This is a genomic window from Algoriphagus lutimaris, assembly GCF_017051705.1.
GTDB classification, from domain to species: Bacteria; Bacteroidota; Bacteroidia; order Cytophagales; family Cyclobacteriaceae; genus Algoriphagus; species Algoriphagus lutimaris.
Genome location: NZ_JAFIDJ010000001.1, coordinates 2,027,217 through 2,048,113, shown reverse-complemented (window position 1 = coordinate 2,048,113; position 20,897 = coordinate 2,027,217). Strand labels below are relative to the sequence as shown.

Annotated in this window: 20 protein-coding genes and 1 pseudogene; 10 read left to right on the top strand and 11 right to left on the bottom strand. The window is 41.0% G+C overall.

Going from position 1 to position 20,897, the window contains the following annotated elements:
- The first annotated feature begins 5 nt into the window (after positions 1 to 5).
- From JYB62_RS08440 to JYB62_RS08430, 3 genes are all read left to right on the top strand, one after another.
- Positions 6 to 698 (top strand): 3-keto-disaccharide hydrolase, encoded by a 693-nt coding sequence (locus JYB62_RS08440; RefSeq protein WP_205644956.1) that lies wholly within the window; start codon positions 6 to 8, stop codon positions 696 to 698.
- Positions 699 to 835: 137 nt separating this feature from the next.
- Positions 836 to 1,582 (top strand): hypothetical protein, encoded by a 747-nt coding sequence (locus tag JYB62_RS08435; protein WP_205644955.1) that lies wholly within the window; start codon positions 836 to 838, stop codon positions 1,580 to 1,582.
- Positions 1,583 to 1,635: 53 nt separating this feature from the next.
- Complete coding sequence (locus tag JYB62_RS08430) at positions 1,636 to 2,664, top strand: hypothetical protein (RefSeq protein ID WP_205644954.1); 1,029 nt, start codon at positions 1,636 to 1,638, stop codon at positions 2,662 to 2,664.
- Between the two features lie 363 nt (positions 2,665 to 3,027).
- Here JYB62_RS08430 and JYB62_RS08425 read toward each other — a convergent pair whose 3' ends face one another.
- From JYB62_RS08425 to JYB62_RS08405, 6 genes and pseudogenes are all read right to left on the bottom strand, one after another.
- Entirely contained in the window at positions 3,028 to 5,985 is a 2,958-nt protein-coding gene (locus tag JYB62_RS08425; protein WP_205644953.1) for a DNA polymerase III subunit alpha, read from the bottom strand.
- Positions 5,986 to 6,535: 550 nt separating this feature from the next.
- Positions 6,536 to 6,787, bottom strand: coding sequence for a pentapeptide repeat-containing protein (locus tag JYB62_RS20115; protein WP_394369692.1), 252 nt, complete (start codon positions 6,785 to 6,787; stop codon positions 6,536 to 6,538).
- A gap of 129 nt (positions 6,788 to 6,916) precedes the next feature.
- Positions 6,917 to 7,096, bottom strand: a pseudogene (locus JYB62_RS20110) (pentapeptide repeat-containing protein); the annotation flags it as partial.
- 130 nt (positions 7,097 to 7,226) lie between these two features.
- On the bottom strand, positions 7,227 to 8,036 hold the full coding sequence (locus JYB62_RS08415) for a creatininase family protein (protein ID WP_205644951.1): 810 nt from the start codon (positions 8,034 to 8,036) through the stop codon (positions 7,227 to 7,229).
- A gap of 21 nt (positions 8,037 to 8,057) precedes the next feature.
- A complete protein-coding gene (locus tag JYB62_RS08410; protein WP_205644950.1) occupies positions 8,058 to 9,950 on the bottom strand; it encodes a tetratricopeptide repeat-containing sensor histidine kinase in 1,893 nt (630 codons plus the stop codon).
- A 384-nt stretch (positions 9,951 to 10,334) separates the two neighbouring features.
- Positions 10,335 to 10,949, bottom strand: a complete 615-nt coding sequence (locus JYB62_RS08405) for a hypothetical protein (RefSeq protein ID WP_205644949.1) — start codon at positions 10,947 to 10,949, stop codon at positions 10,335 to 10,337.
- Positions 10,950 to 11,281: 332 nt separating this feature from the next.
- Between JYB62_RS08405 and JYB62_RS08400 the strand changes: the two genes are divergently transcribed.
- Both JYB62_RS08400 and JYB62_RS08395 read left to right on the top strand, forming a co-directional pair.
- Positions 11,282 to 11,983: a ferritin-like domain-containing protein gene (locus JYB62_RS08400; RefSeq protein ID WP_205644948.1), complete on the top strand. Its 702-nt coding sequence runs from the start codon at positions 11,282 to 11,284 to the stop codon at positions 11,981 to 11,983.
- A 147-nt stretch (positions 11,984 to 12,130) separates the two neighbouring features.
- Positions 12,131 to 12,826 (top strand): ferritin-like domain-containing protein, encoded by a 696-nt coding sequence (locus tag JYB62_RS08395; RefSeq protein ID WP_243431468.1) that lies wholly within the window; start codon positions 12,131 to 12,133, stop codon positions 12,824 to 12,826.
- Positions 12,827 to 13,132: 306 nt separating this feature from the next.
- On the opposite strand, the gene JYB62_RS08390 is transcribed toward JYB62_RS08395, so the two are convergent.
- Positions 13,133 to 13,669 carry a GNAT family N-acetyltransferase gene (locus tag JYB62_RS08390; RefSeq protein ID WP_205644947.1) on the bottom strand — a complete coding sequence of 179 codons (537 nt, stop codon included), beginning with the start codon at positions 13,667 to 13,669 and terminating at the stop codon, positions 13,133 to 13,135.
- Positions 13,670 to 13,730: 61 nt separating this feature from the next.
- Positions 13,731 to 14,921 (bottom strand): DNA polymerase IV, encoded by a 1,191-nt coding sequence (gene dinB / locus JYB62_RS08385; protein ID WP_205644946.1) that lies wholly within the window; start codon positions 14,919 to 14,921, stop codon positions 13,731 to 13,733.
- Positions 14,922 to 15,157: 236 nt separating this feature from the next.
- Between dinB and JYB62_RS08380 the strand changes: the two genes are divergently transcribed.
- From JYB62_RS08380 to JYB62_RS08370, 3 genes are all read left to right on the top strand, one after another.
- Positions 15,158 to 15,559 (top strand): four helix bundle protein, encoded by a 402-nt coding sequence (locus JYB62_RS08380; protein WP_205644945.1) that lies wholly within the window; start codon positions 15,158 to 15,160, stop codon positions 15,557 to 15,559.
- 64 nt (positions 15,560 to 15,623) lie between these two features.
- The gene (locus JYB62_RS08375) at positions 15,624 to 16,319 is read left to right on the top strand and encodes an XRE family transcriptional regulator (protein ID WP_205644944.1); all 696 of its coding nucleotides are present in this window, start codon (positions 15,624 to 15,626) and stop codon (positions 16,317 to 16,319) included.
- Between the two features lie 98 nt (positions 16,320 to 16,417).
- Positions 16,418 to 16,882 (top strand): methylated-DNA--[protein]-cysteine S-methyltransferase, encoded by a 465-nt coding sequence (locus tag JYB62_RS08370; protein WP_205644943.1) that lies wholly within the window; start codon positions 16,418 to 16,420, stop codon positions 16,880 to 16,882.
- Positions 16,883 to 16,884: 2 nt separating this feature from the next.
- Here the strand turns inward: JYB62_RS08370 and JYB62_RS08365 are convergent, their stop codons facing one another.
- On the bottom strand, positions 16,885 to 17,397 hold the full coding sequence (locus JYB62_RS08365; protein ID WP_205644942.1) for a RidA family protein: 513 nt from the start codon (positions 17,395 to 17,397) through the stop codon (positions 16,885 to 16,887).
- A gap of 74 nt (positions 17,398 to 17,471) precedes the next feature.
- Here JYB62_RS08365 and JYB62_RS08360 point away from each other — a divergent pair, with 74 nt between their 5' ends.
- Positions 17,472 to 17,936, top strand: a complete 465-nt coding sequence (locus JYB62_RS08360) for a GNAT family N-acetyltransferase (RefSeq protein WP_205644941.1) — start codon at positions 17,472 to 17,474, stop codon at positions 17,934 to 17,936.
- Between the two features lie 107 nt (positions 17,937 to 18,043).
- Positions 18,044 to 18,868: a universal stress protein gene (locus JYB62_RS08355; RefSeq protein ID WP_205644940.1), complete on the top strand. Its 825-nt coding sequence runs from the start codon at positions 18,044 to 18,046 to the stop codon at positions 18,866 to 18,868.
- 1 nt (position 18,869) lies between these two features.
- Here the strand turns inward: JYB62_RS08355 and JYB62_RS08350 are convergent, their stop codons facing one another.
- Both JYB62_RS08350 and JYB62_RS08345 read right to left on the bottom strand, forming a co-directional pair.
- Positions 18,870 to 19,796: a DUF6089 family protein gene (locus JYB62_RS08350; RefSeq protein WP_205644939.1), complete on the bottom strand. Its 927-nt coding sequence runs from the start codon at positions 19,794 to 19,796 to the stop codon at positions 18,870 to 18,872.
- Between the two features lie 51 nt (positions 19,797 to 19,847).
- Positions 19,848 to 20,750 carry a mechanosensitive ion channel family protein gene (locus tag JYB62_RS08345; protein WP_205644938.1) on the bottom strand — a complete coding sequence of 301 codons (903 nt, stop codon included), beginning with the start codon at positions 20,748 to 20,750 and terminating at the stop codon, positions 19,848 to 19,850.
- Positions 20,751 to 20,897: the final 147 nt, after the last annotated feature.

The window sequence follows — 20,897 nt, the reverse complement described above, 5'->3', positions numbered from 1 at the left end:
TTATAATGAAGAATTTTTTATACGCTGTTCTTTCAATTGGATTGGCAACCCTTTGTTTTTTTCAATGCACCAAGCCTTCCAATGAACCAATCCCATTATTTAACGGGACTAATTTGGATGGCTGGCATATGGATGTTCCAGATTTGGAAGCGGATAGTAGTTTAAGGATTCCATTTATTATTAGAAATGGATTGCTAGTGAGCTTGGGTACACCTGAAGGACATTTAATCACGGATCAGGAATACGAAAATTATTTATTGGAACTGGATTATCGATTTGCAGGAGAGCCTGGAAATTGTGGGATATTGGTTCATGCTTCCGAACCTAGGGCATTATATGATATGTTTCCAAAATCCATTGAGGTTCAATTGATGCATAGCAATGCGGGAGATTTTTGGTGTATACAGCAGGATATCAAGGTGGAAGAAATGGAAAGTAGGAGAGGCCCTAAAGAGGATTGGGGGATTTCGGAAGGGAAAGAAAGAAGAATTATGAATTTAACGGATGATTCAGAAAAGCCTTTAGGTGAGTGGAACCACATAAAAATCAGATGTATCAAGGACACGATTACCGTTTGGCTCAATGGAGAATTGGTAAATGAAGGCTTTGAGGCGACTACCACCAAAGGACAAGTGGCATTGCAGGCGGAAGGTGCTGAGGTCGAATTTAAGAATATCTTTTTGACTGAAATAAACTGAAAAAAATCCTATATTAAAGAGTTGTATTTCGTTGTTTTTCAAATTTTTGTCAGGATTATTGATGGAAATTTTAGTTTTAAATTGAACTAATTCAATTTGATTGAAGCATTATCACCAATCAACTCAGGATTTTTATCATGGAAAAGTACCTAATCATTATTAATTGGAGGACTTTTGTAGTATTGGCAATTTCCGCGGTTACTACCCATTTTACTCTTGTAAATAATTTTCAATACAATTTTGGTTTGACCATGATCAGTATTGCCATTATTTTTCCTTTGGTTTTTTCCATTAAAAGTGCATTTAGACGTAGAGAAAAGGCATTGGAGCATTTAGCGAGATTCCGTTCAGCTTTGATTACTGTCAATGCCTGTTTACAAAGTCAACCGAAAATTAGTGAGGAAGAAAAAGCGGCGGTGAAAGCAGATATTCTGGCTGTTTCAAAAAGCTTAAGAGGATATTTAGGTCCCGATCCTATTCCGTTGGAAAAAGTGAGGGCGGATGCCATAAAAGTGAGTTCCTATATTCAGCAGCGATCTTCTCATATGAAATACAATGCTTCGATGAAGATCCAAGGGTTTATGGGAGATGTATTGTCAGGTATAGAAAATACTGCGGCTATCAAAGAACATAGAACTCCGGCTTCCATCAGAGCGTACTGCTTGGTCTTTATTTACCTGTATCCGATCATTTATATTCCTTCCGTTTATTTCACTCTTCAAGAGGGGGGCTCAGAAAGTAACCCATGGATATTGTATTCCTTAGGGATGATTTCCACTTTCATTCTGATTTCACTTTTTAATGTTCAGATACAATTGGAGAATCCATTTGATCAGGTAGGGGTAGATGATGTGAAATTGGAAATGTTTGATTTGAATGAGTAATCAGTCTGAAAATCAGGCTGATTTTTGCTGTTTTTTTATGATTTAATCGAGCTATGAAAAGTTTATTGTACGGAATAGGGACTTGTTTGGGGTTGTTGCTGTTTCAACTGAATGGGTATTCCCAAGAGGAATTCGATTTGTTTTCAGATCAAGAACCGCTGGAAATCAAAATGAAGTTTTCAATCAAAGAGTTAAGAAAACAAACGAATGATTCTACCTACATGGACCATTATCTCCAACTTAAAAATGAAGAAACTGGGGAATGGGAATCCTTGGATATTGAGATGCGTGTAAGGGGGAACTTCAGGTTGGAGAATTGTTTTTATCCCCCACTTCGGGTAAAAGTGAAAAAGAAGCAGGCCAAAGGAACCATATTCGATGGAAATAGAAATCTGAAGCTGGTGATCCCATGTACTAGGTCAAATGGAGCCGATAGCGATGTGGTAAAAGAATACCTTTGTTATAAGCTTTTTGAACCCATTACGCCTTATACTTTTCAAACCAGATTGGTTAAAGTTTATTTTGAGAATGAGGATGATAAGAAAGACGAGGTAGAAGAGTTGGTTGGTTTTTTCATAGAAGATGATGACAATGTAGCAGATCGATTTGGAGGAGAGATTTTAGAGGGAAAGAAGATCGTTGGAACCTTACTAGAAGACTCGGCAGCCGTACGGCATGATTATTTCCAGTTGATGATTGGGAATACAGATTGGTCTACCATGTTTCAGCATAATATGAAAATTCTGAAATTGGATTCCAAAACGGTAGTTCCATTGGCCTATGATTTTGATATGACGGGTATCGTAAACCCTCCTTATTCCCAGGTGAGTAATTTAGTGGATATTGAACATGTCACGGAGCGACTGTATAGAGGATATTGCAGAGAAGAATCCCTGATGCAGGCAATCAGACAGGAATTTCTAGAATTGGAACCGGAAATCTGGGCAAGAGTGGAGGCGCATGAAGGGATGATGGATAAACCTGATTATAGAAATTTCAGCAATTATCTTCAAGAGTTTTTCAACATTTTGGAGGATGATCGAATATTCGAAAGTCAGATTTTGATGGATTGTCGTAAGTAATTTATTATAAGTTGAAGGTGCTTTCAGGGGAAAAGTAGGATCATTTAATAATTCACTGGTCGAGTTGTTACGGGTAGGTTTTGTAAGTAATATGGTGGAATTTTTCCGAGAGTGGGTTGATGACCAAATTCAATGAAGTAGGGGCTACCACAGATGGGATAGAAAAAACACAATGTATTGGAAGTTAATAGCTGGGGTCCGAATTCCTGTGAAGTTCGGGAAGGAGGGAGTTGGTTCCAGTTGGAAGAGGGATCATCTATTTTTGGAGAAAAAATATTGTCGATCGTCAGTCTTTCCTGAAATAGACTTTTCAATGTCTTGTGATTTATTCATTTTCAATTTTACATTCTCCGTTTTTAATTTCTATTCCCCTGCATTCCAATATTCCAATCGCTCACATCTGGTAGCTTCGATGCTGTAGAAATCAAATTCGGCGGTGACTTTCCCTTCGATCAGGTAAATAGCTCGTCCCTTAAAAGGATATTTTTTGACCACGGGAGGAAAATGCACGGTGTCGATCCATTGCCCTTCCCGATCGATGAAGGTACCAAAATTCATGACTTCTCCTTTCACTGTGCGAGTGTACTTGACGGTCACTAGGTAGCCGATGATCTGCACGGTTTTGCCTAGGTGGCTTTTGAGTTCGGCAGCCCGAATGCCTCGGATGCTTTGATCTTTGATGAGGTGAAAAGGGGAATCCAGTGGAAACTCCAGAATGTCGATCTGGTCTACGATCTCCTGTCGGATGTCGATTTCTTCAAGTTGGGGTACTGCAGGCTGACGGAAATTGAACCCGGAATTTTGCTTGAAAAGATCGGTGGGACCGGGTATCGCTTTCCGCTTGTTTAGGATGAAATGTGCTTCCCAAAGCAGTTCCTGTTTGGTTTTACCGGTGAACCGGAAGCAATTGATCCGAATGAGAATAAGTAGTTGTTCCAGGCTGATTTCCACACGTCCGCAGAAATCAGCCAGTCCGAGGAAGTGCCTATTTTGCCTGCGTTCCGTCAGAATTTTTTCTACTGAAGCTTTCTCCAAGTACTTGAGGTGGATGAATCCGAGATAAACCGTTTTTCCGATAATTCGGGTCAGGTATTCACTTTCGTTGATATGGGGAGCTTGGATGTCGGCTCCGTTCATTCGGAGTTCGTGTACGTAAAACTCGGTGTGATAAAACCCTCCAAAATTGTTGATCACTCCCACCATAAACTCCAGCGGGAAATAGGCTTTGAGGTAGAGGCTTTGGTAGCTTTCCACAGCAAAAGAAGCGGAATGTCCCTTTGCAAAGGAATAGCCCGCAAAACTCTCGATCTGATGCCAGACTTCGCTAGCGATTTGATCGGGATGGCCTTTCTCCCGGCAATTGCTGAAAAACCGGTCCTTGACACGCTGGAACTCATCCTTGGAGCGGGACTTCCCACTCATACCTCTTCGCAGTACATCTGCTTCTCCCAGACTCAATCCTGCAAAGTAATGCGCTACCTTGATCACGTCCTCTTGATAGACCATGATGCCATAGGTCTCAGGCATGATATCGGCGAGGACAGGATGGGCGTTTTTGCGGCGCTCCTTATCCACATGACGCAAAATGTATTCACGCATCATCCCTGACCTTGCCACTCCTGGACGGATAATGGAGCTGGCAGCCACGAGTTCTAGGTAGGTATTGGCTTTCATCTTGGCCAACAACATGCGCATGGCAGGAGATTCCACATAGAAAGCACCAATGGTATGCCCTGTCTGCAAATGTTGACGAATTAAGGGATCTTTTTTAAACTCTTCCACCCTTCGGATGTCCACTTTCACGCCTTGGTTTTGGTAGATGATCTCTATCGCACTTTTGATATGTCCGAGGCCTCGCTGGCTCAGGATGTCAAACTTATGCAATCCGATGTCTTCAGCCACATGCATGTCCACATGCGAAAGAGGGAATCCCTTGGGGGGCATTTCTGTGGCGGTGTAATAATGGATGGGCTTGTGGGAAATCAGAATTCCACAGGCATGTACGGTCAGATGGGAAGGCATGTCATGGAGTACTTGGCTGTATTTCATAATCAGCTTCCCGAACTGATCCGGTTGGTAGCTAGGTTTGTCGGCAAAGTGAATCAGGGACTCGATTTCACTTTTTGGGAGACCAAAAACCTTTCCGAGTTCACGGAAGACGGAGTTGTATTGAAAGGTACTGTAGGCTGCCAATAGACTGACATGTTCCTGTTTGCCTTGATTGTACTTTCTGAAAATATAATCTGTGACCTCATCCCGGTCTTTCCATGAAAAGTCGATGTCAAAATCGGGAGGATTTTCCCGGTATAAGTTGATGAACCGTTCAAAATATAGATCCAATTCGATGGGGTCCACGTCTGTGATCCCCAGACAATAAGCCACGATGCTATTGGCACCGGATCCCCTGCCTACATGGTAGAAGTTGCGCTGCTGGGCAAAGGTCACAATGTCGTAATTGATCAGGAAATAGGAGGTGAAAGCCTTTTGCTGGATCAGTTCCAGCTCCTTTTCGATGCGTTGGGAAATCTCGGGTGTCAGATCGGGATAGCGGTAGAGCGCCCCCTTGAAGGTTTCCTGGCGGAGGAAATCGTAATCTTCCCAATCGGAGCCTAGAATATCCCGTTTGTTTTTGACCGCTTGAAAGTAGAAGGAGAATTGGCAGTGTTCCAGTAGTTTTTGGGCATTGGCCAGTAAGTAGCTATGACCTTCGGCACGGGCGACCATATCGGCATAGCTATAGAAGCGATCACCAGGGTCTCCCTGTTCCTCCAAAGGAAGTTTACTCAGTAGGGTGTTGAGGTCCATACTTCGCAAGAGTCGATGGGCGTTGAACTCAATTTTGGAGCTAAAAGTTGCGGATTGCAACATGACCAGTCGATCCTTGTATTGGAACCAAGGGGAGGAGATTAATTGATTGAGTTGAGTGGGATGTACTCCGATGTATTCATTTTCCCGCAGGGCAAAAAAGCGCTTGGGCAGGGGATAAATGATAAAGCTATGATCGACAACCGGAGCCCGTTTCCCGAATGGTTTTTTGTGTACGAGATGCTCAGAAAGATGTGAGTTGAGTTCATAGAACCCCACCTGGTTTCTGGCTAAGCCTATGTATTGTTGTTGGGTGCCATTTCGGAAGTCAATCCCGATGACGGGGTGAATGCCCACCCGTTGGGCTGCTCGGATAAAGGGGAATACTCCTGCGGTGCAATTGATATCTGTCAGGGCAAACGCATCCAGACGTTTGCTTTTCGCTTCCCCGATGAGTGCGTCTACGGATAAGGTCCCGTATTTGAAGCTGAAGTGAGAATGACAGTTGATAAACATGATTTTATAATATTACGCTACGCTGAAATAAGCCTTTGGCCAAATAGAGACGCTTCGCTCCTGAGATACAGCTTACCACCTTCGGTAGACGCTGAGATAAGGTCGCTTTGCTCCCGAGATATGCTTGCGCGAGATATGCCTTCCTACCTTCGGCAGGCAGACGGGGCGAAATAAGGACTCCTTCGTCGTCCGAAATAGACCTGCGGCGAAATAGAGTCGCTGCGCTCCTGAAATACAGCTTACCACCTTCGGTAGACGCTGAGATAAGGTCGCTTTGCTCCCGAGATATGCTTGCGCGAGATATACCTTCGGCGAAATAAAACGGAAATAGTATTTCACCGACCGAAGGGAGGTATATTTCAATTGTATTTCTAAGTATATCTATCACCCTTTTTAAATGTCAATTTAATTAACATTTTAATGTTTATAATGTAAACATAAAGTGCAGTCGAAAGCAAGAAGATGTAGAGAATTGTCGGGACTTTTTTTGAGTGGAAGAGAGAAATAAAAAAACCGAAGCGTTTGACTTCGGTGGAGTTTGGAGAAAGGTTTATCCAATTTTAATTCCATATTTTCCTAGCAAACCAGGAAGTCCGTCCAAATCAAAACGGGCTCCTTTGATGCGGTTGAGCTCTGGGTCGATGTGGTAATTTTGAGCTTCCCGGAAATCAGTTTTTTCCAATACAGTTTGGTCAAAAATGGCACCACTTAGTTCGGAACCCAGAAAGCTACTTCCAGTCAAATTGGCCATCGTGAAGTCCGCTTCAAGTAATCGACAAGAATTGAAAATGGTTTTTTTCACTTGTAGGTTGTAGAATCCACAATAGTCCATTTGACAGTTTTTGAAAGAAAACTCGATCAAGAAAGGGTTACAGCTTTGAAAGTGAATCCCCAGCATTTTACAGGAACCAAAACTGATACCACGAAAAGAAACTCCGGGAACCTTGCAATTGCTCAGGTCACAATTAGTGAAACTGCAATCCTCAAAGCTAAAGCTCTGCAAGTTCATCCCAGCGAAATTGCATTGGGAAAAACTGCAGCCTTCATATTCTCCTGGCAGGAAATTTTCTGAATTTAGATTTTGGAATTGCTGGTCAGAGTAATATGCCATTCTTGTTTAATGAAAGGGTTTTTAGGGCATTGCCCTAAGCAAAAATGTTTTAAGAATTCAACTAATAGAAGTAATTTAAGCCCACAAGGTCTTCAAGAGTTTCGTATTTCTAACTTCGTTTTTCGTCATTCTAGAGTCCTGCCATATCCCACTTTCGGATGGTTTCCTTGATTAATCCAGCGATTTTTGCATTGACTTTTTGGAAGTATTCCTTGGCTTGTACTTCATCAAAATTAGGATATCCTTGACCTTCTTGGTATAAGCCGATGCTAGATGGAAAAGGTACAGCTGAATAGGTTCCTGCTTTAGGATAAGCAGTTGCCATGTCTGCATTGTATTTTTCTTTGTGAACCAAGGTAGGGTCAATAGCTTGGATGTATGCGGTTTCGTTGAGACCTGCATGTCCACCATCTTCTTTGAAAACCTCCATCGTCACATCAGAGGCATAAGACCACCAATTGATGACCAAGGTTCGTACACCCAATTCATTGGAGATATCTTCTGCTACTTTTTGTAAAACGGCAGTTTGTCCACCTCCATGTCCATTGAGAATAATGATATTTTTGAAGCCATTTCTAGCCAATCCTTTCAAAATGTCCCGGATGAATGGGGCATAGGCTTCTTCGCTGATTTTGAAAGCGCCTGGGTAGGCTGCCATACTTCCTGTGATTCCATAATTGAGTGTAGGGGCAATCATGGCATTGAGTTCGTCGGCAATGTCTTTAGCCATCGCAAAAGGAGCGGTATTATCTGCACCATTATTGACAACACCATGAGGTTCTAAAGTGCCAGTAGGAAGTAATACTGTATTGATTTTTTTTGGGACAAACTCTGCAAATTCCATCCAGTTGATTCGGTCCATTTCCCGAGTAGTGATTTGTTGGGAGAAAAGAGGCAAAGCCATCCATAGTAGCAGTTGAAATAGAAAAAGTTTTTTCATTAGGAGGGGTAAAGAATTTGGTTAAGACTCAATTGGTTCTTGCGTTGCGTTTATTCTTTCAAAGCTAAGAATGATTTCAGTTCCTTCATTAGGTTTGCTTTGAATATGAATATGTCCTTGGTTTTTTTCCATAAACTGTCTTACTAGCAGTAGTCCTAATCCTGTTCCTTTTTCTTTTTGGGTTCCTTCAGTGGATTTAACCCGTACCACCTGAGAGGAAATTTCTTTCATTTTCTCTTCAGAGATCCCGATTCCGTAATCTTTGATATGGAGGTTGATAAATCCACCTTCTTCCTGGACAGAATTCCACAGTTTGATTTGACTATTAGAGTTGGAAAACTTAATGGAATTTTGAAGACAGTTTTGCAAAATTATCCGAAACTGCTGGGGATCTACTAGTACAAGGGCGTTTTCAAAAATCGATGAAAAATCGATAGTGATATTTTTAGAAACTGTCTGATAATCCAATTGATCCACTTGTTCTTTTATGATTTCGGTAAGATTTGTAGCCGTTCGGTTGGTGATGATTCCATCGAGCTGCGCATGAGACCATCGAAGAAGTTTTCGGAGCATCTCATCGGTATCGGATACCTGTTTGATCAGTAGTTTCCTTACGGTTTTTTGTTCGTCCTCATCCAAAAGACCATTCTCTTCCAATTCCAACAGCTGTTTGACAGAATTGATAGGGGCTTTTAAATCATGGGAAAGGATTGAGAATAACCTGTTTTTTTCTTCATTAATAGCCTCCAGTTTTTCATTTTGGATTTGAATTTCCCTTTGCTTTTCTAGAAGAACTTGATTTATTTTTTCTTTTTGTCGAATCACCCTCCCATAAAGTATAAAACCTATGATCATTCCAACTAAGACGATAGCTAGGATGATTGTGAATTTTTTATTGAATTGGGCACTGTTCTCTGCCAGTTCTTTTTCATTTAATAAATTTTGATTGTCAGCATTGGCTAGGAGTAGCTGTAAATAGCTGATTTCTGCATTCTTATTTTCGTTGTATAAGCTATCTGAATAGGATTTATATTGTTTGGAATATTCCAGTGCCAGACCATATTGACCAATTTGTTCATAGGCAGCCATCAAAAGCTTGGATAATCTACCTTTATCCCAATATGCTCTTGTTTTGTCGATATAAGCTTTGGCAATTTCTCCATATTCCAACGCCGCTTTAGGATTCCCTTTGGTAAATTCTATTTCAGCCAAACCAGTATAAGCAAATGCGCTAGCCCAATTGGATAATTGACCCGGGTAGTTCAATACTTCTTTGTAATATTTCTCGGAATCCTCGAGTTTTCCTTCATCAAAATAAATCTTACCGGCTCTATTGAGGGTCATGGTATAGATCACTCGGTCTTGATGATCTTTCAAATATTCCAAAGCCAAGTCAATGGAGCGGTGGGCTTTGTCAAACTGGCCGAGGTCGGCTTCACCGATACTTCTATTAAAGTAATTTTTTCCGATTCCGTAGGTGTCTCCGAGTTTCTTGCTGATTTCAATGCACCGGTTAAATATGTCAATGGCCCTCTCTAGTTGATTTTGACTTAAGTAAATGAGCCCTCGGCCATTGAGTGCATAGTTCAGACCAGATTCATCTTGGGTTTTGTTGAAAATTTCGCTGGCTATGGAGTAATATCTGATCGATTCTACGTAGTCACCTTCTACATAGTATAAGGTTCCAAATAAATTGGCAACCTTCCCAACTTTATTGTCTTCTTCCAGTAGTCTGGCAAGAGAATCCGCTTTGGTGAGGTAAAAGAAAGCACTATCCCATTCTGCATATAGATATTTTTCACCTTTGCTGATCAGCGTATCTAACATCACCATTGAATCCATTTTAGTAGAATTTTCCACTTGAATAGGTGGGCTAGTCCAAATCAGAGAAATCAATAAAATTAAATTGGACATTCAGTGATATCTAGTACTTAATTGCTTTAAAAAGGGGAATATAATTTACTTGGGATAAATTAAAAAAAACAGATGTTTGAAAATTTTCAAGAGGTTGATTTCATAAATCATTGTAAATCAAATTTTTACGTATATTTTTTAGTGAAAAAATAAACTTCTGGCATAGGGTATTTTTTTTGAATAAAAAAAATATGGGTTTTTTGTGTTAGAAAACGAAATTGGTTTTTCTTTTTCCCCTTCAAAGCATTCCTTTTTCTTTTTGATTAATATGCAAGTGTTTTCACAAACGCGATCATCTGATTTACCCTAGATTTCCCATTTATTATTGATTTGATTGGCTGGGTGAGTAGTAAAAAAAGCTCCCATAAAAGGGAGCTTTACAAGCTATTCACAGCTGACATTTGGGTTAAAATTGATAAAAATACCATTTGGATTATGTTTCCAAACCCAGACATGGAGTTGATAATTCCGGAAAGGTAGTGGAGCAGGAGGAAAAGCTTTATCAAATTCCTGTATTCCAAAATAAGGGGTCATCACATTTTCTGCATCCCAGGCATCCGCTACGATCACAAATTCTACTCCTACCAGTTTCATTTGGCCATTTTTATCCATTTCATATAATAATGCTTCTGGCATGGTAGGGTCATACTCTCCATCCAAAGCAGCGAAATTGACATAATGGTACCCCATTCCACCACTAGGGGTGGATACGCATCCAGACCCCTCAGGTAAAACATAGCCATTTTCCATCGCTACTTCGATCCGATGGTATTTAGCGGTGGCCGCCCGGAGATCTGCGAGCATTTTGTTTGTTTCAGAATCCATTCTGAGGTTCTCCAGGGAAAATGCCTCCGGATAATCTGTTGCTCTTTCGAGATTTGTGTTTGGATCTAAAGGTTGATCAAGACTGCTTTCGTCAGTGATACAGCTTGATAGAATAATTGTCATTGTGAGCACCATTGCAAGCCCACAATACGAACCACGAAAATAATTTTTCATTGTTTTTTGAGTTATTGTTTGAAAAATGTGAATAAATAAAAATTTCATTGTCCCTTTTGTAGGGGCCCGTCGCAAAATATTGACAGTCAGTATACTGTCAATCTAATTTATAAAAACGATTGCATTATTCGGCAATGATTTTAGTATTTTTTTAAGACTAAAATAATGTTACTATGACTAAAATCATCTTTTTTTTCGGTCTGTTAAATCCAGTTACTCAAAACGCTTCGTAACTCCTTCCAAATCATCCGACCGAATCTGTTTTGGTCATATGGTTTCATTTTTTTCCATGGAAAACCAAAAACCGGATTATTAACCTAAACACAATTAAAATGAAAAATGAACTGATCAAGCCTAAAGGACTGGTGACCAATACCAACAGAAGGAATTTTCTGAAGTTTGGAACGATGTCAGTTGCAGGGGCAGGACTTCTGCTGATGGGCTGTAATGACGATGAAGATATGATGCCTCCTATGATGAACGAGGGAGTAAGCCTTGGTTCTGGGGATATCGGTATTTTGAATTATGCCTATGCATTGGAGCAGTTAGAGGCGGCATTTTATGCCAATGTAATTGCCGGGGGATATTTTGCCAATGCAAATGCAGAAGAAAAGACCATTATGGGGGATCTGGAGAAGCATGAAAGGGCTCACAGAGACTTTTTTAAAGCGGCATTGGGAGGCGCTGCAATTGCAGATTTGGAAGTGGATTTCAGTTCCATTGATTTTAGCAGCAGGACTTCCGTTTTGGGAGCAGCCAAGACATTTGAAGATCTAGGTGTGGCAGCATATAATGGTGCTGGACAGTTTATCGAGAATGTTGACTATTTATTAATTGCAGGGAAGATAGTTTCTGTGGAAGCAAGACATGCTGCTGCGATTCGTGACTTGATCAATCCAGGTTCAGATGATTTTGCTGGAGATGATTTGATTGACTCCAATGGTCTGGAACGCACCTTGGGCTTTACTGATGTATTGACTGCGGCATCTACTTATATAAAGACGCCGATCGACTTTAGTCAATTGCCTAGCTAATATTCACCTTAACCACAATTAGATATGAACTTATTAAAATTGCTCGATACCATGTGTCCGGACACCAATAGTCCGGAAGAAAAGGATCTATTTTTCTCCAGAAGAGAGGCTTTCCGCCAGTTTTGAGGTCTCAGTAAAAAATTAGCCATGGCAGCGGTGCCATTGGGAATACTTTCGGCCTTGCCAAAAGTAGCCAAAGCAGATACGGCTAGTCTGATCGATGTACTCAATTATGCATTGACACTGGAACACCTTGAATACCGGTACTATCAAATGGGCATTGAGTCTGGGGTAATCGAAGGAGCTGATCGAAATATTTTCTTGAAGATTAGAGATCATGAGTTGGCACATGTCAATTTCTTAACGGAAGTAATTGGAAATGTATTGATGGGAACACCTGTTGAAGAGCCAGAATTTGACTTTACTGCTGGAGGGAATTTTTCTCCATTTACAGACTACCCTACCTTCTTAGCTCTTTCACAGGCATTTGAAGATACAGGGGTAAGAGCCTATAAAGGGCAGGCTGGAAATGTGATGGAATCAGATGTAGTCTTAACTGCAGCGCTTTCCATTCATTCGGTGGAGGCCAGACATGCTTCCATGGTCAGAAGATTAAGAACCAAAAAAGGTCAGGATACTGTGAAAGGTTGGATCACCAATGGGTCTATCGGATCCCTTCCTGCAGCTACTCAGGCGATTTATGCTGGAGAAGAAAATGTGATGCAGGGAGGAGTTGATGTGACTTCATTGACCGGGATTGATGCTGCAGCTGTCTCCGAAGGCTGGGATGAACCATTAAGCAAAGATCAGGTACTTGGTATAGCGTCTTTATTCTTGGCATAATTAGAATTGTTGGGTTGGGTGGTGAGATGTCATTTCCATTGGAAGTGGCATCTTTTTTTATGGGGTCGCTACGCTCCTGAGATACGCCTTCGGCGCGATAAGGACTCCTTCGTCGTCCGAAATAGGCCTGTGGCGAGATAGAGTCGCTGCTCTCCTCAGATACAGCTTCGCTGAGATAGGGTCGCTTTGCTCCCGAGATATGCCTACGGCGAGATAGGGACTCCTTCGTCGTCCGAAATAAGCCTTCGGCGAAATAGCTTGGTTTAGTATTTCACCGACCATAGGGAGGTTTATTTCAATGGTATTTCAAAGTATTATCCGATACAAACTACAAGGATTCAGATGTTTTGACTTTTTTAGGTCCGGATGATCAAAATCCAGCCAATATTCCATTCCGATTTTTTGCATAACCCGAATGGAGGCTTTGTTGTCTGAGGAGGCCAGTGAAAGCACCTCTTTGAGTCCAAGTTCCTTTGCATAGTTCAAGCATCTTTTTGCCCCTTCGGTAGTATAGCCTTTGTTCCAAAATTCTTTCCGGATTCTCCATCCTATGTCCACACAAGGGGTGAATTCCGCCTCAAAAGTCTTCCATCCTAATCCAATCATTCCTAAAAATTCGCTTGTCTCCAATCGCTCTACAGCGAAGTAACAATAACCTTTGTCTTCATATAGCTTATTCATCCGCTCCATCATGGCTTTAGATTCCTCCATGTTCAGAGGTTTCTCAAAGTATTTCATGGTTTCCGGGTCAGAGTTCATGGAGCTAAACTGTTTTAGGTCAGAATCTATCCAGGTTCGAAAACCAAGATGGGTAGAAGTGAAGAGATAGGAGTCTTTTTTCAAGTTAGAGTTGAATTTAAAGCAATATCGTGCTTGTGTTATTGAATTTCAAGACTTCTTTTTCTCATACAGCCATTCCATTGAATGGGTTGAACCTTCTTCTTCCTACGCTCATGCCTACGGCTCGGCAGATGGTTTTTTCTCCAAACTTTCCATTGATTTTGTCCATGGCCTGGTACAGGTTGATTTGCTCCTGAGTATCTTCAAAGAGTTTGATCTGGTAATTGCCATAAACCAGCGAACTGAAACGTACTCCAATCAGGCGGATTAACATGCGACGGTTGTAGAGCTTACGGAAAAGTTCCTTGACCAGTGGGATCAGCGTATGGTCTGCGGAAGTATAGGGGATGCGTTGCTGTACGGTGTGTGTATCAAAATCTGAATAGCGAATCTTCACACTCACACAGGCTGTTAACTGTAGGTTTTGACGGAGCTTTCCAGCGAGTTGCTCACACATGGCTACGAGCGTTGCTTCCAGCATTTTCACATCAATGGTGTCCTGTTCGAAGGTGTTTTCCGTAGAGATGGATTTGGCTTCAGAGTAAGGAGTTACCGGAGACCGGTCGATGCCATTAGCCTTTTCCCAGATCATATTCCCATTTTTTCCAAAAGTAGCCTGCAGGAGTTCGGCTGGCATTTGCTGCAAGGTATGCACTTTCCGAACGCCCATATTGTAGAGCGTTTGGGAGGTTTTCTCTCCGATCATAGGGATTTTCCGCACCGAAAGAGGGGCGAGAAAAGGCTTTTCTTCCCCAAAAAGAACCTGTTTTTCATTATTGGGTTTAGCTTCACCCGTAGCTACTTTAGAGACAGTTTTGTTTTCTGAGAGTCCTAGGGAAATAGGCAGCCCGGTTTCTTTCATGATTCGTTGTCGGATTTGCTGCGAAAGCTTAAAGCAACCGAAAAAGCGATCCATTCCCGTAAGATCGATGTAGAATTCATCGATGGAGGATTTTTCAAACAAAGGGACTTCCTCCCGAATGATCTCGGTGACCTCGTGGGATTTTTGACTGTACTTTTCGAAATCTCCTCGGATGATCAATGCCTCGGGACAAAGTTGCCTGGCAGTACGCATGGGCATGGCAGAGTGTACCCCGAATTTTCTTGCTTCATAACTACAGGAAGCTACGACCCCACGGTCTCCTGAGCCCCCGATCAATATAGGCTTCCCGTTGAGCCTGCTGTCAAATAACCGTTCTACCGACACAAAATAGGAATCCAAATCCATGTGCACGATGCTTCTCTTCCCTTCCATTTGTATTGTTAATTAAATTGACATTTTAATGTTTATAATTTAAACAAAAGTTTTATATTTGGATACTTGGAGTGAAAGATTGAAGGAGATTGACGGAAAGGGGGAGATATGCTTTGCAGGATTTGCCTGTAGCGAAATACAATAGAAATAAAATGGAAATACACCTCCCTTCGGTCGGTGAAATAATTGATTCGAAATCTATTTCGTAAAAAATATACTCCACTAAAAAATAAAATATGAATGAGAAATCAGCTTATATCCCAATTCATGAGCTAGAGGTTTATCGTCTTTCCCGAAAGCTTTCTACGAGTGCATGGACTGTTTATCAACGGTTGAGTTTTCAAGAAAAGAAAGTTTGGGGCGATCAAATGTTATCTGCTGTTGATTCAGTAGGAGCAAATATTGCTGAGGGATATGCTCGATTTCATTTTTCAGAAAAATCCAGATTCTATTACATTTCAAGGGCATCTTTATCCGAAGGCGTAGAACATTGGATTGATTTGGGCTTTGAAAGAGGTATTGTTTCTGATCAAGAATTCTTATTATTCAATCAGCTCAGGCGTGATGTTCAAGTCAGGTTAAATAACATGATTAAATCTACTTATTCTGCTAAAAATCAACTAAAAGATAATAGCTAGTCTAGTATTTCGCCCGCTTGCGGGCTTATTTCCATTGTGTTTCCACTGTATTTCAGATATAATTATGACTTTAAACGCCAACATTAAGTTTCTAAGAAAGAAAAAATCGCTCACCCAAGAGATGTTAGCCTCTGCCTTGGGGATTTCCAGATCTAAACTGGCAGGCTATGAGCTCAATGTCAATCCTCCCTTGGAAACCTTGGTGAAGCTATCGGATCATCTGGGGGTATCAGTGGATATCTTGCTTCGGGAAGATTTGACATCTTATTCGGAATATAAGCTTCGTGAATTGCTGGAAACAGACCAGTTTCTGAGAGGAAGAAAACTTCGGGTTTTGGCGACGACCGTGGATGAACAGGGGAGGGAGCTAATCGAAGTGGTTTCCCAACGTGCCAAAGCAAGTTACCTGGCCGGTTTTGCCGATCCGGAATACATTGCTGATTTGCCTCGATTTTCCTTGCCATTTCTACCCATGGATAAAAAGCATCGCGTGTTTCAGGTAGATGGAGATTCTATGCTTCCCATCCCTGATGGAGCTTGGATCGTTTGTGAATATGTAGATGATTGGCTGTCCATCAAAAATGGGGAACGCTATGTGGTGGTAACCGAACAGGATGGCGTAACTTTTAAACTGGCTTACAATCGAATCCAAAAAGAAAAGAAGTTGCTACTTTGTTCCGCCAATCCGATTTACCCGCCTTTTGAGGTGGAGATCGAACAGGTAAGAGAGATTTGGAGGTATCGATTGGCGATGAGTTGATGTATTAACTAATGAAAAGGAAATATGTCTCACTCCATTCGGCGAAATACAGTTGAAATACTTTTACGTTCTCTCTTTTGAAAAACACTAATTAGTCCATGCCAATTATAGCCACCACCCTGGGAAACATGCTCATCGAACTAGATGAGGGAAAACTCACTTTACTTCAGTTTACCGAGGATCCGGTTAGTGATGAATCCTTAGAAGGAATGGTAAAGGAAGTAAAACATCAGCTGGATGAGTATCTCTCTGGCAAGAGAAAAGTATTTGATCTTCCTTTGGATTTAAAAGGAACAGATTTTCAAAAAAGTGTTTGGCAGGCCGTGAATGAAATCCCTTTCGGGCAAACGACTACCTATATGAAATTGTCCCAAAAACTGGGAAACCCAGCAGCGATTCGTGCGGTGGGAGCAGCTATTGGAGCCAATCCCATTTTGGTGATTGTTCCTTGCCACAGGATTATTGGTACGAATGGTCAGCTGACAGGCTATGCAGGAGGCTTGGAAAGAAAACAAGCTTTGCTGGAGTTGGAAGGTTTTCCTGTCCAACAAAGCTTGTTTTGAGCTTAGTCTTTCAGTTCGACGATTACTTCAATTTCTACGGCAATATCATTAGGCAGTGCAGCTACGCCCACAGCAGATCTTGCATGCTTTCCTGCTTCTCCAAAAACTTCTACCATCAAGTCAGAAAAACCATTGATGACTGCAGGATGTTTGGTGAAGTCAGGGGCAGAATTGACCATTCCCAATACTTTTACAAATTGTTTGATTCGGCTCAAATCACCACCTGTAGCAGCTTTGAGCACAGCTAGGATTTCTATACCTGTTTCTCTAGCAGCTTGATACCCCTCTTCTACGGTTAGATCAGCCCCCACTTTGCCGTACACATCAGGCCCATTTCCGGCAAGATAAAGTACATTACCTACTTGTCGCCATTTAACGTAAGTCCCCATAGGTGCACCGACTTCAGGAAGGTTGAGGCCTAGCTCTTTAATTTTTGCTTCAGGGTTTTGAGCCTGTACCATCATTGGAAGGCAAAAGATGAATGCCAATCCGAAGATTAATTGTTTCAATTTCATGCGTTGGTTGATATTTAGTATTCCTAAGCTAAGGGTTTCTGCTTATTTTTACAGCGTATTTAAAACCTATTTCCATGAGTAATCTAAGCATAATTCCATATTCTCCTGATTACAAATCTGATTTTGTCGCGATCACCAAGGCTTGGGTGGAAGATTATTTTACGCTGGAACCTTTTGATATTGCTCAGCTGGAAAATCCTGAGCAGGTAATCATACAACCTGGAGGGGATATTATTTTTGCCAAGATGGGCGATGAAGTTGTGGGGACTGTGGGCCTCGCGAAAGCAGAAGATGGAGTTTTTGAAATGGTGAAAATGGGAGTTAAGCCAGTTGCCCAAGGGAAGGGCGTAGGTATGTTATTGGGCAAAGCTATTATTGACAAGGCCAAAGAAATGGGAGGGAAGAAACTGGTCCTGTATAGTAGTACCAAACTTCAGCCAGCCTTACATATTTATAAAAAACTTGGTTTTTATGAATCGGTTCCAGAAGCAGGTAAATATTGTAGGTGTGACGTGAAGATGGAATTAGACCTGGTCTAGATCTACTTTTTAAAACAGGATTTTTATCATGTTTCTACTTGATTTTCATTAGGATAAGTTGATGGGTTTTTAAGGATATTGAGGTTTAAGTTATAACCCCAATAACCATGAAGACTATACTTGTTCCTTTTGATTTCTCTCCATATGCTGTTGCCGCTTTACAAACTGCTTATAAAATCAGTCATAAGTCAGGAGCGGAAATTCTATGTGTTACCGTGGTTCCTACCGAATTGGACTGGGAATTTTTATCAGAGGAGGCAAAAGCCAAACATTCTGAAGTTCTGGATGAATACAATGAAGCTTTAGAAGTCTTGCCCTCCTATTTGCGGACCATTACTCCTGCCAAAGCGCCGATCAAACCAATTGTGAAAATTGGTGTTCCATTTGAATCAATACTTCAGGTTGCAAAGGAGTATTCCGCTGACTTGATTGTTTTAGGAGCTTATGGAAAAGGGAATGGCGGAGTGAATTTTATTGGGAGTACCCTTCAAAAAATCTTAAGAAACTCTCCTTATCCTGTTCTTGCAGTCAAGGAATTATTGGACGGGAATGGATTTAGAAAAGTAGGTTTCGCTTCAAATTTTGACCATGCTTCCAAAACTGCTTTTGAACGTATCAAGCCGCTGGTGAAAGTATTTAGAGCCAGTGTGCATCTGGTTTTTGTCAATACACCAGCTCATTTTACAAATTCTATTGAAGTGGAGGAGCGCATGAATCATTTCATCAAGGGCTTTGAGGAGTTTACTTTCCATAAACATGTTTTTAATTATTCCGATCCTGAAACTGGGTTAGAGAAATTTAGTGAATTGCATAAAATAGGATTGATGGCTTTAGTCTCCGGTCATCATGAAAAAATCCCGAATTATCAGGTTGGAACTACTGAAACGCTGGTGTTTCAAAGCGACTTGGCTGTGCTCAGTATTAAGGTCTGAATTACCAGAATCTAAACCGCTTCTCGTAGATTCGATCCCTGAAGATCCAGTTTTGGAAGATGTCTTCGGATAGGTGAATTTCCAGCCCTATGTTGACAGTCATGTATCCATCAAAACGGTGTCTTAACCCGGAGCCTCTTCTGATCCTTCCTCCATTTTTAAGGATTTTGTCTACGTCTGGCATACCATTGTCATCTAAAAATTGAGGGTTTCTTATGGCTAGCCTCAAGCGATCTGGATTGCTTCCATCTACATAGTCTTCTACCAAGTCTAGATAAAATTCACTGACATTATAGGCGGAAATATCATCCATATAGTCGGTGAGCGTGAATCTATAATTACCTTCAAAAGTCAGGTCCATGTAGACATTTAATTTGTATTTAAGGCCTAATCCCATTGGGAAAGCGATGATATAACGCTCATAGGGGTTGTTTTCGAGTTGTAACGGCCTTAAATCTACCCACTCTCCATCAAGCTGTGTTTCAGGATTATTGGTAGATAATGCCAAACCTGCAAAAATATAAGGGTTCCAAAGTGGTCTATGGATATTGGGCACTTTGACTGGGTGCCAATGGTATTCGAAGATGCTCGATACTTCCCAGTTTTTAGATCGGAAAGTTAGATTTCTCGGAAATCTGAAGGCTCGTGGATCTGAAGGTTCATCCGCTCCGGACATTTTATAATAAGTCCCTTCCAACCTTGCCCGGAGGTGTGTTCCTATGGTTCTTCTTACCAAAAAGTTAGCGTTCCAATCCGGTTGAATACCTTCCTGATATTTCCAAAAGGAATATAATTCTCCAAAATATTGGGTAGGTCCTATACTTGCTCCGATAGACCAAGGTTCTTCAAAACGATAGCGGTAGAAGCTCTGAGAATTGGCGGCTGACCAAGTACAGATAAACAGACCTATGAATAACAGTTTTCTCATGTTCAACCCCAAGCTTTCCTGTATGAAAAGAGTTAATTTACGAAAAATAGGCTATTTAATCATATTTTCAAATCCGGAACGAAGATGCAAATCTCGCTGAGGGAATGGAATTTCGATCCCTTCTTCGCCAAATCTTCTAAAGATTTCATAATACAACTGACTTTTAAGGATCTTTGGTCTATTGATATATTCAGAAGTCCAAACCCTTAAGTTGAAGTTAATACTGCTATCCCCGTAATCTTCGAAAAGTACATCTGGCTCGGGAGTGGTCAATACCCCCTTATTGGCATTGGCAACATCCAACAAGATTTCCCTGACTTTTTCTGGATTCTCCTTGTAGGAAACTCCCACCGGGAAGTTGAAACGGATCTTACGCTCGTTATGTGACCAATTGATTACTTGACTATCTATGAATTGACTGTTGGGAACGATAATAGTGATGTTGTCGTTGGTGACAATCATAGTAGACCGTGCAGAAATCTTGATTACATCCCCTGTTACATCTCCCACTTCAATTCGATCCCCGACTTTAATGGGTTGTTCAAAAAGTATAATTAGTCCACTAATAAAATTGTTGGTGATATTCTGAAGACCAAAACCTATACCGACACCCAAGGCACCTGCCAAAATTCCAAAGGCACTTAAATCAATTCCATTGGTTTGTAAAATGGAGAAGATGCCTCCCAAGATCAATAAATATTTGATCATGGTGCCTATGGATTGCTTGGTGCCTACATCAATATGGTATCGTTTTAGAACCTTATGGACCATAAACCGTCTGATCCATTCTGTTACTACAAAGAGTGCAATGAATGAAATGGATAGGGTAATAATTAACCCAATGGTAAGTTTAGACTCGCCCAAATTGAAAAGGCTATAATTCATAATGTCCTGAAACCATTCTATAAATGAGGAAGCTTTTTCTTTTGCTACTTGATTTAGATTTTCTTGCATATAATTTGGGTACTTTGTCGAAATTTCGACTTTAAAATTATTGAGAATAAGGGCCTTAAACTATATATATTTAAACCTGATTAAAAGTTCAATATAATATTTTGTTTTAAGAGTGATTTAGTCATGCTTTTAAAATGGATGATTGGA

Bases quoted from the DNA above. Each gene is read 5' to 3' on its own strand.
- JYB62_RS08370 (WP_205644943.1), top strand. From the start codon at position 16,418: ATGCCAATTATAGCCACCACCCTGGGAAACATGCTCATCGAACTAGAT.
- JYB62_RS08395 (WP_243431468.1), top strand. From the start codon at position 12,131: ATGGCAGCGGTGCCATTGGGAATACTTTCGGCCTTGCCAAAAGTAGCC.
- dinB (WP_205644946.1), bottom strand. From the start codon at position 14,921: ATGGAAGGGAAGAGAAGCATCGTGCACATGGATTTGGATTCCTATTTT.
- JYB62_RS08350 (WP_205644939.1), bottom strand. From the start codon at position 19,796: ATGAGAAAACTGTTATTCATAGGTCTGTTTATCTGTACTTGGTCAGCC.
- JYB62_RS08360 (WP_205644941.1), top strand. From the start codon at position 17,472: ATGAGTAATCTAAGCATAATTCCATATTCTCCTGATTACAAATCTGAT.
- JYB62_RS08425 (WP_205644953.1), bottom strand. From the start codon at position 5,985: ATGTTTATCAACTGTCATTCTCACTTCAGCTTCAAATACGGGACCTTA.
- JYB62_RS08415 (WP_205644951.1), bottom strand. From the start codon at position 8,036: ATGAAAAAACTTTTTCTATTTCAACTGCTACTATGGATGGCTTTGCCT.
- JYB62_RS08400 (WP_205644948.1), top strand. From the start codon at position 11,282: ATGAAAAATGAACTGATCAAGCCTAAAGGACTGGTGACCAATACCAAC.
- JYB62_RS08345 (WP_205644938.1), bottom strand. From the start codon at position 20,750: ATGCAAGAAAATCTAAATCAAGTAGCAAAAGAAAAAGCTTCCTCATTT.
- JYB62_RS08430 (WP_205644954.1), top strand. From the start codon at position 1,636: ATGAAAAGTTTATTGTACGGAATAGGGACTTGTTTGGGGTTGTTGCTG.
- JYB62_RS08365 (WP_205644942.1), bottom strand. From the start codon at position 17,397: ATGAAATTGAAACAATTAATCTTCGGATTGGCATTCATCTTTTGCCTT.
- JYB62_RS08375 (WP_205644944.1), top strand. From the start codon at position 15,624: ATGACTTTAAACGCCAACATTAAGTTTCTAAGAAAGAAAAAATCGCTC.
- JYB62_RS08380 (WP_205644945.1), top strand. From the start codon at position 15,158: ATGAATGAGAAATCAGCTTATATCCCAATTCATGAGCTAGAGGTTTAT.
- JYB62_RS08435 (WP_205644955.1), top strand. From the start codon at position 836: ATGGAAAAGTACCTAATCATTATTAATTGGAGGACTTTTGTAGTATTG.
- JYB62_RS08440 (WP_205644956.1), top strand. From the start codon at position 6: ATGAAGAATTTTTTATACGCTGTTCTTTCAATTGGATTGGCAACCCTT.
- JYB62_RS08405 (WP_205644949.1), bottom strand. From the start codon at position 10,949: ATGAAAAATTATTTTCGTGGTTCGTATTGTGGGCTTGCAATGGTGCTC.
- JYB62_RS08410 (WP_205644950.1), bottom strand. From the start codon at position 9,950: ATGTCCAATTTAATTTTATTGATTTCTCTGATTTGGACTAGCCCACCT.
- JYB62_RS08355 (WP_205644940.1), top strand. From the start codon at position 18,044: ATGAAGACTATACTTGTTCCTTTTGATTTCTCTCCATATGCTGTTGCC.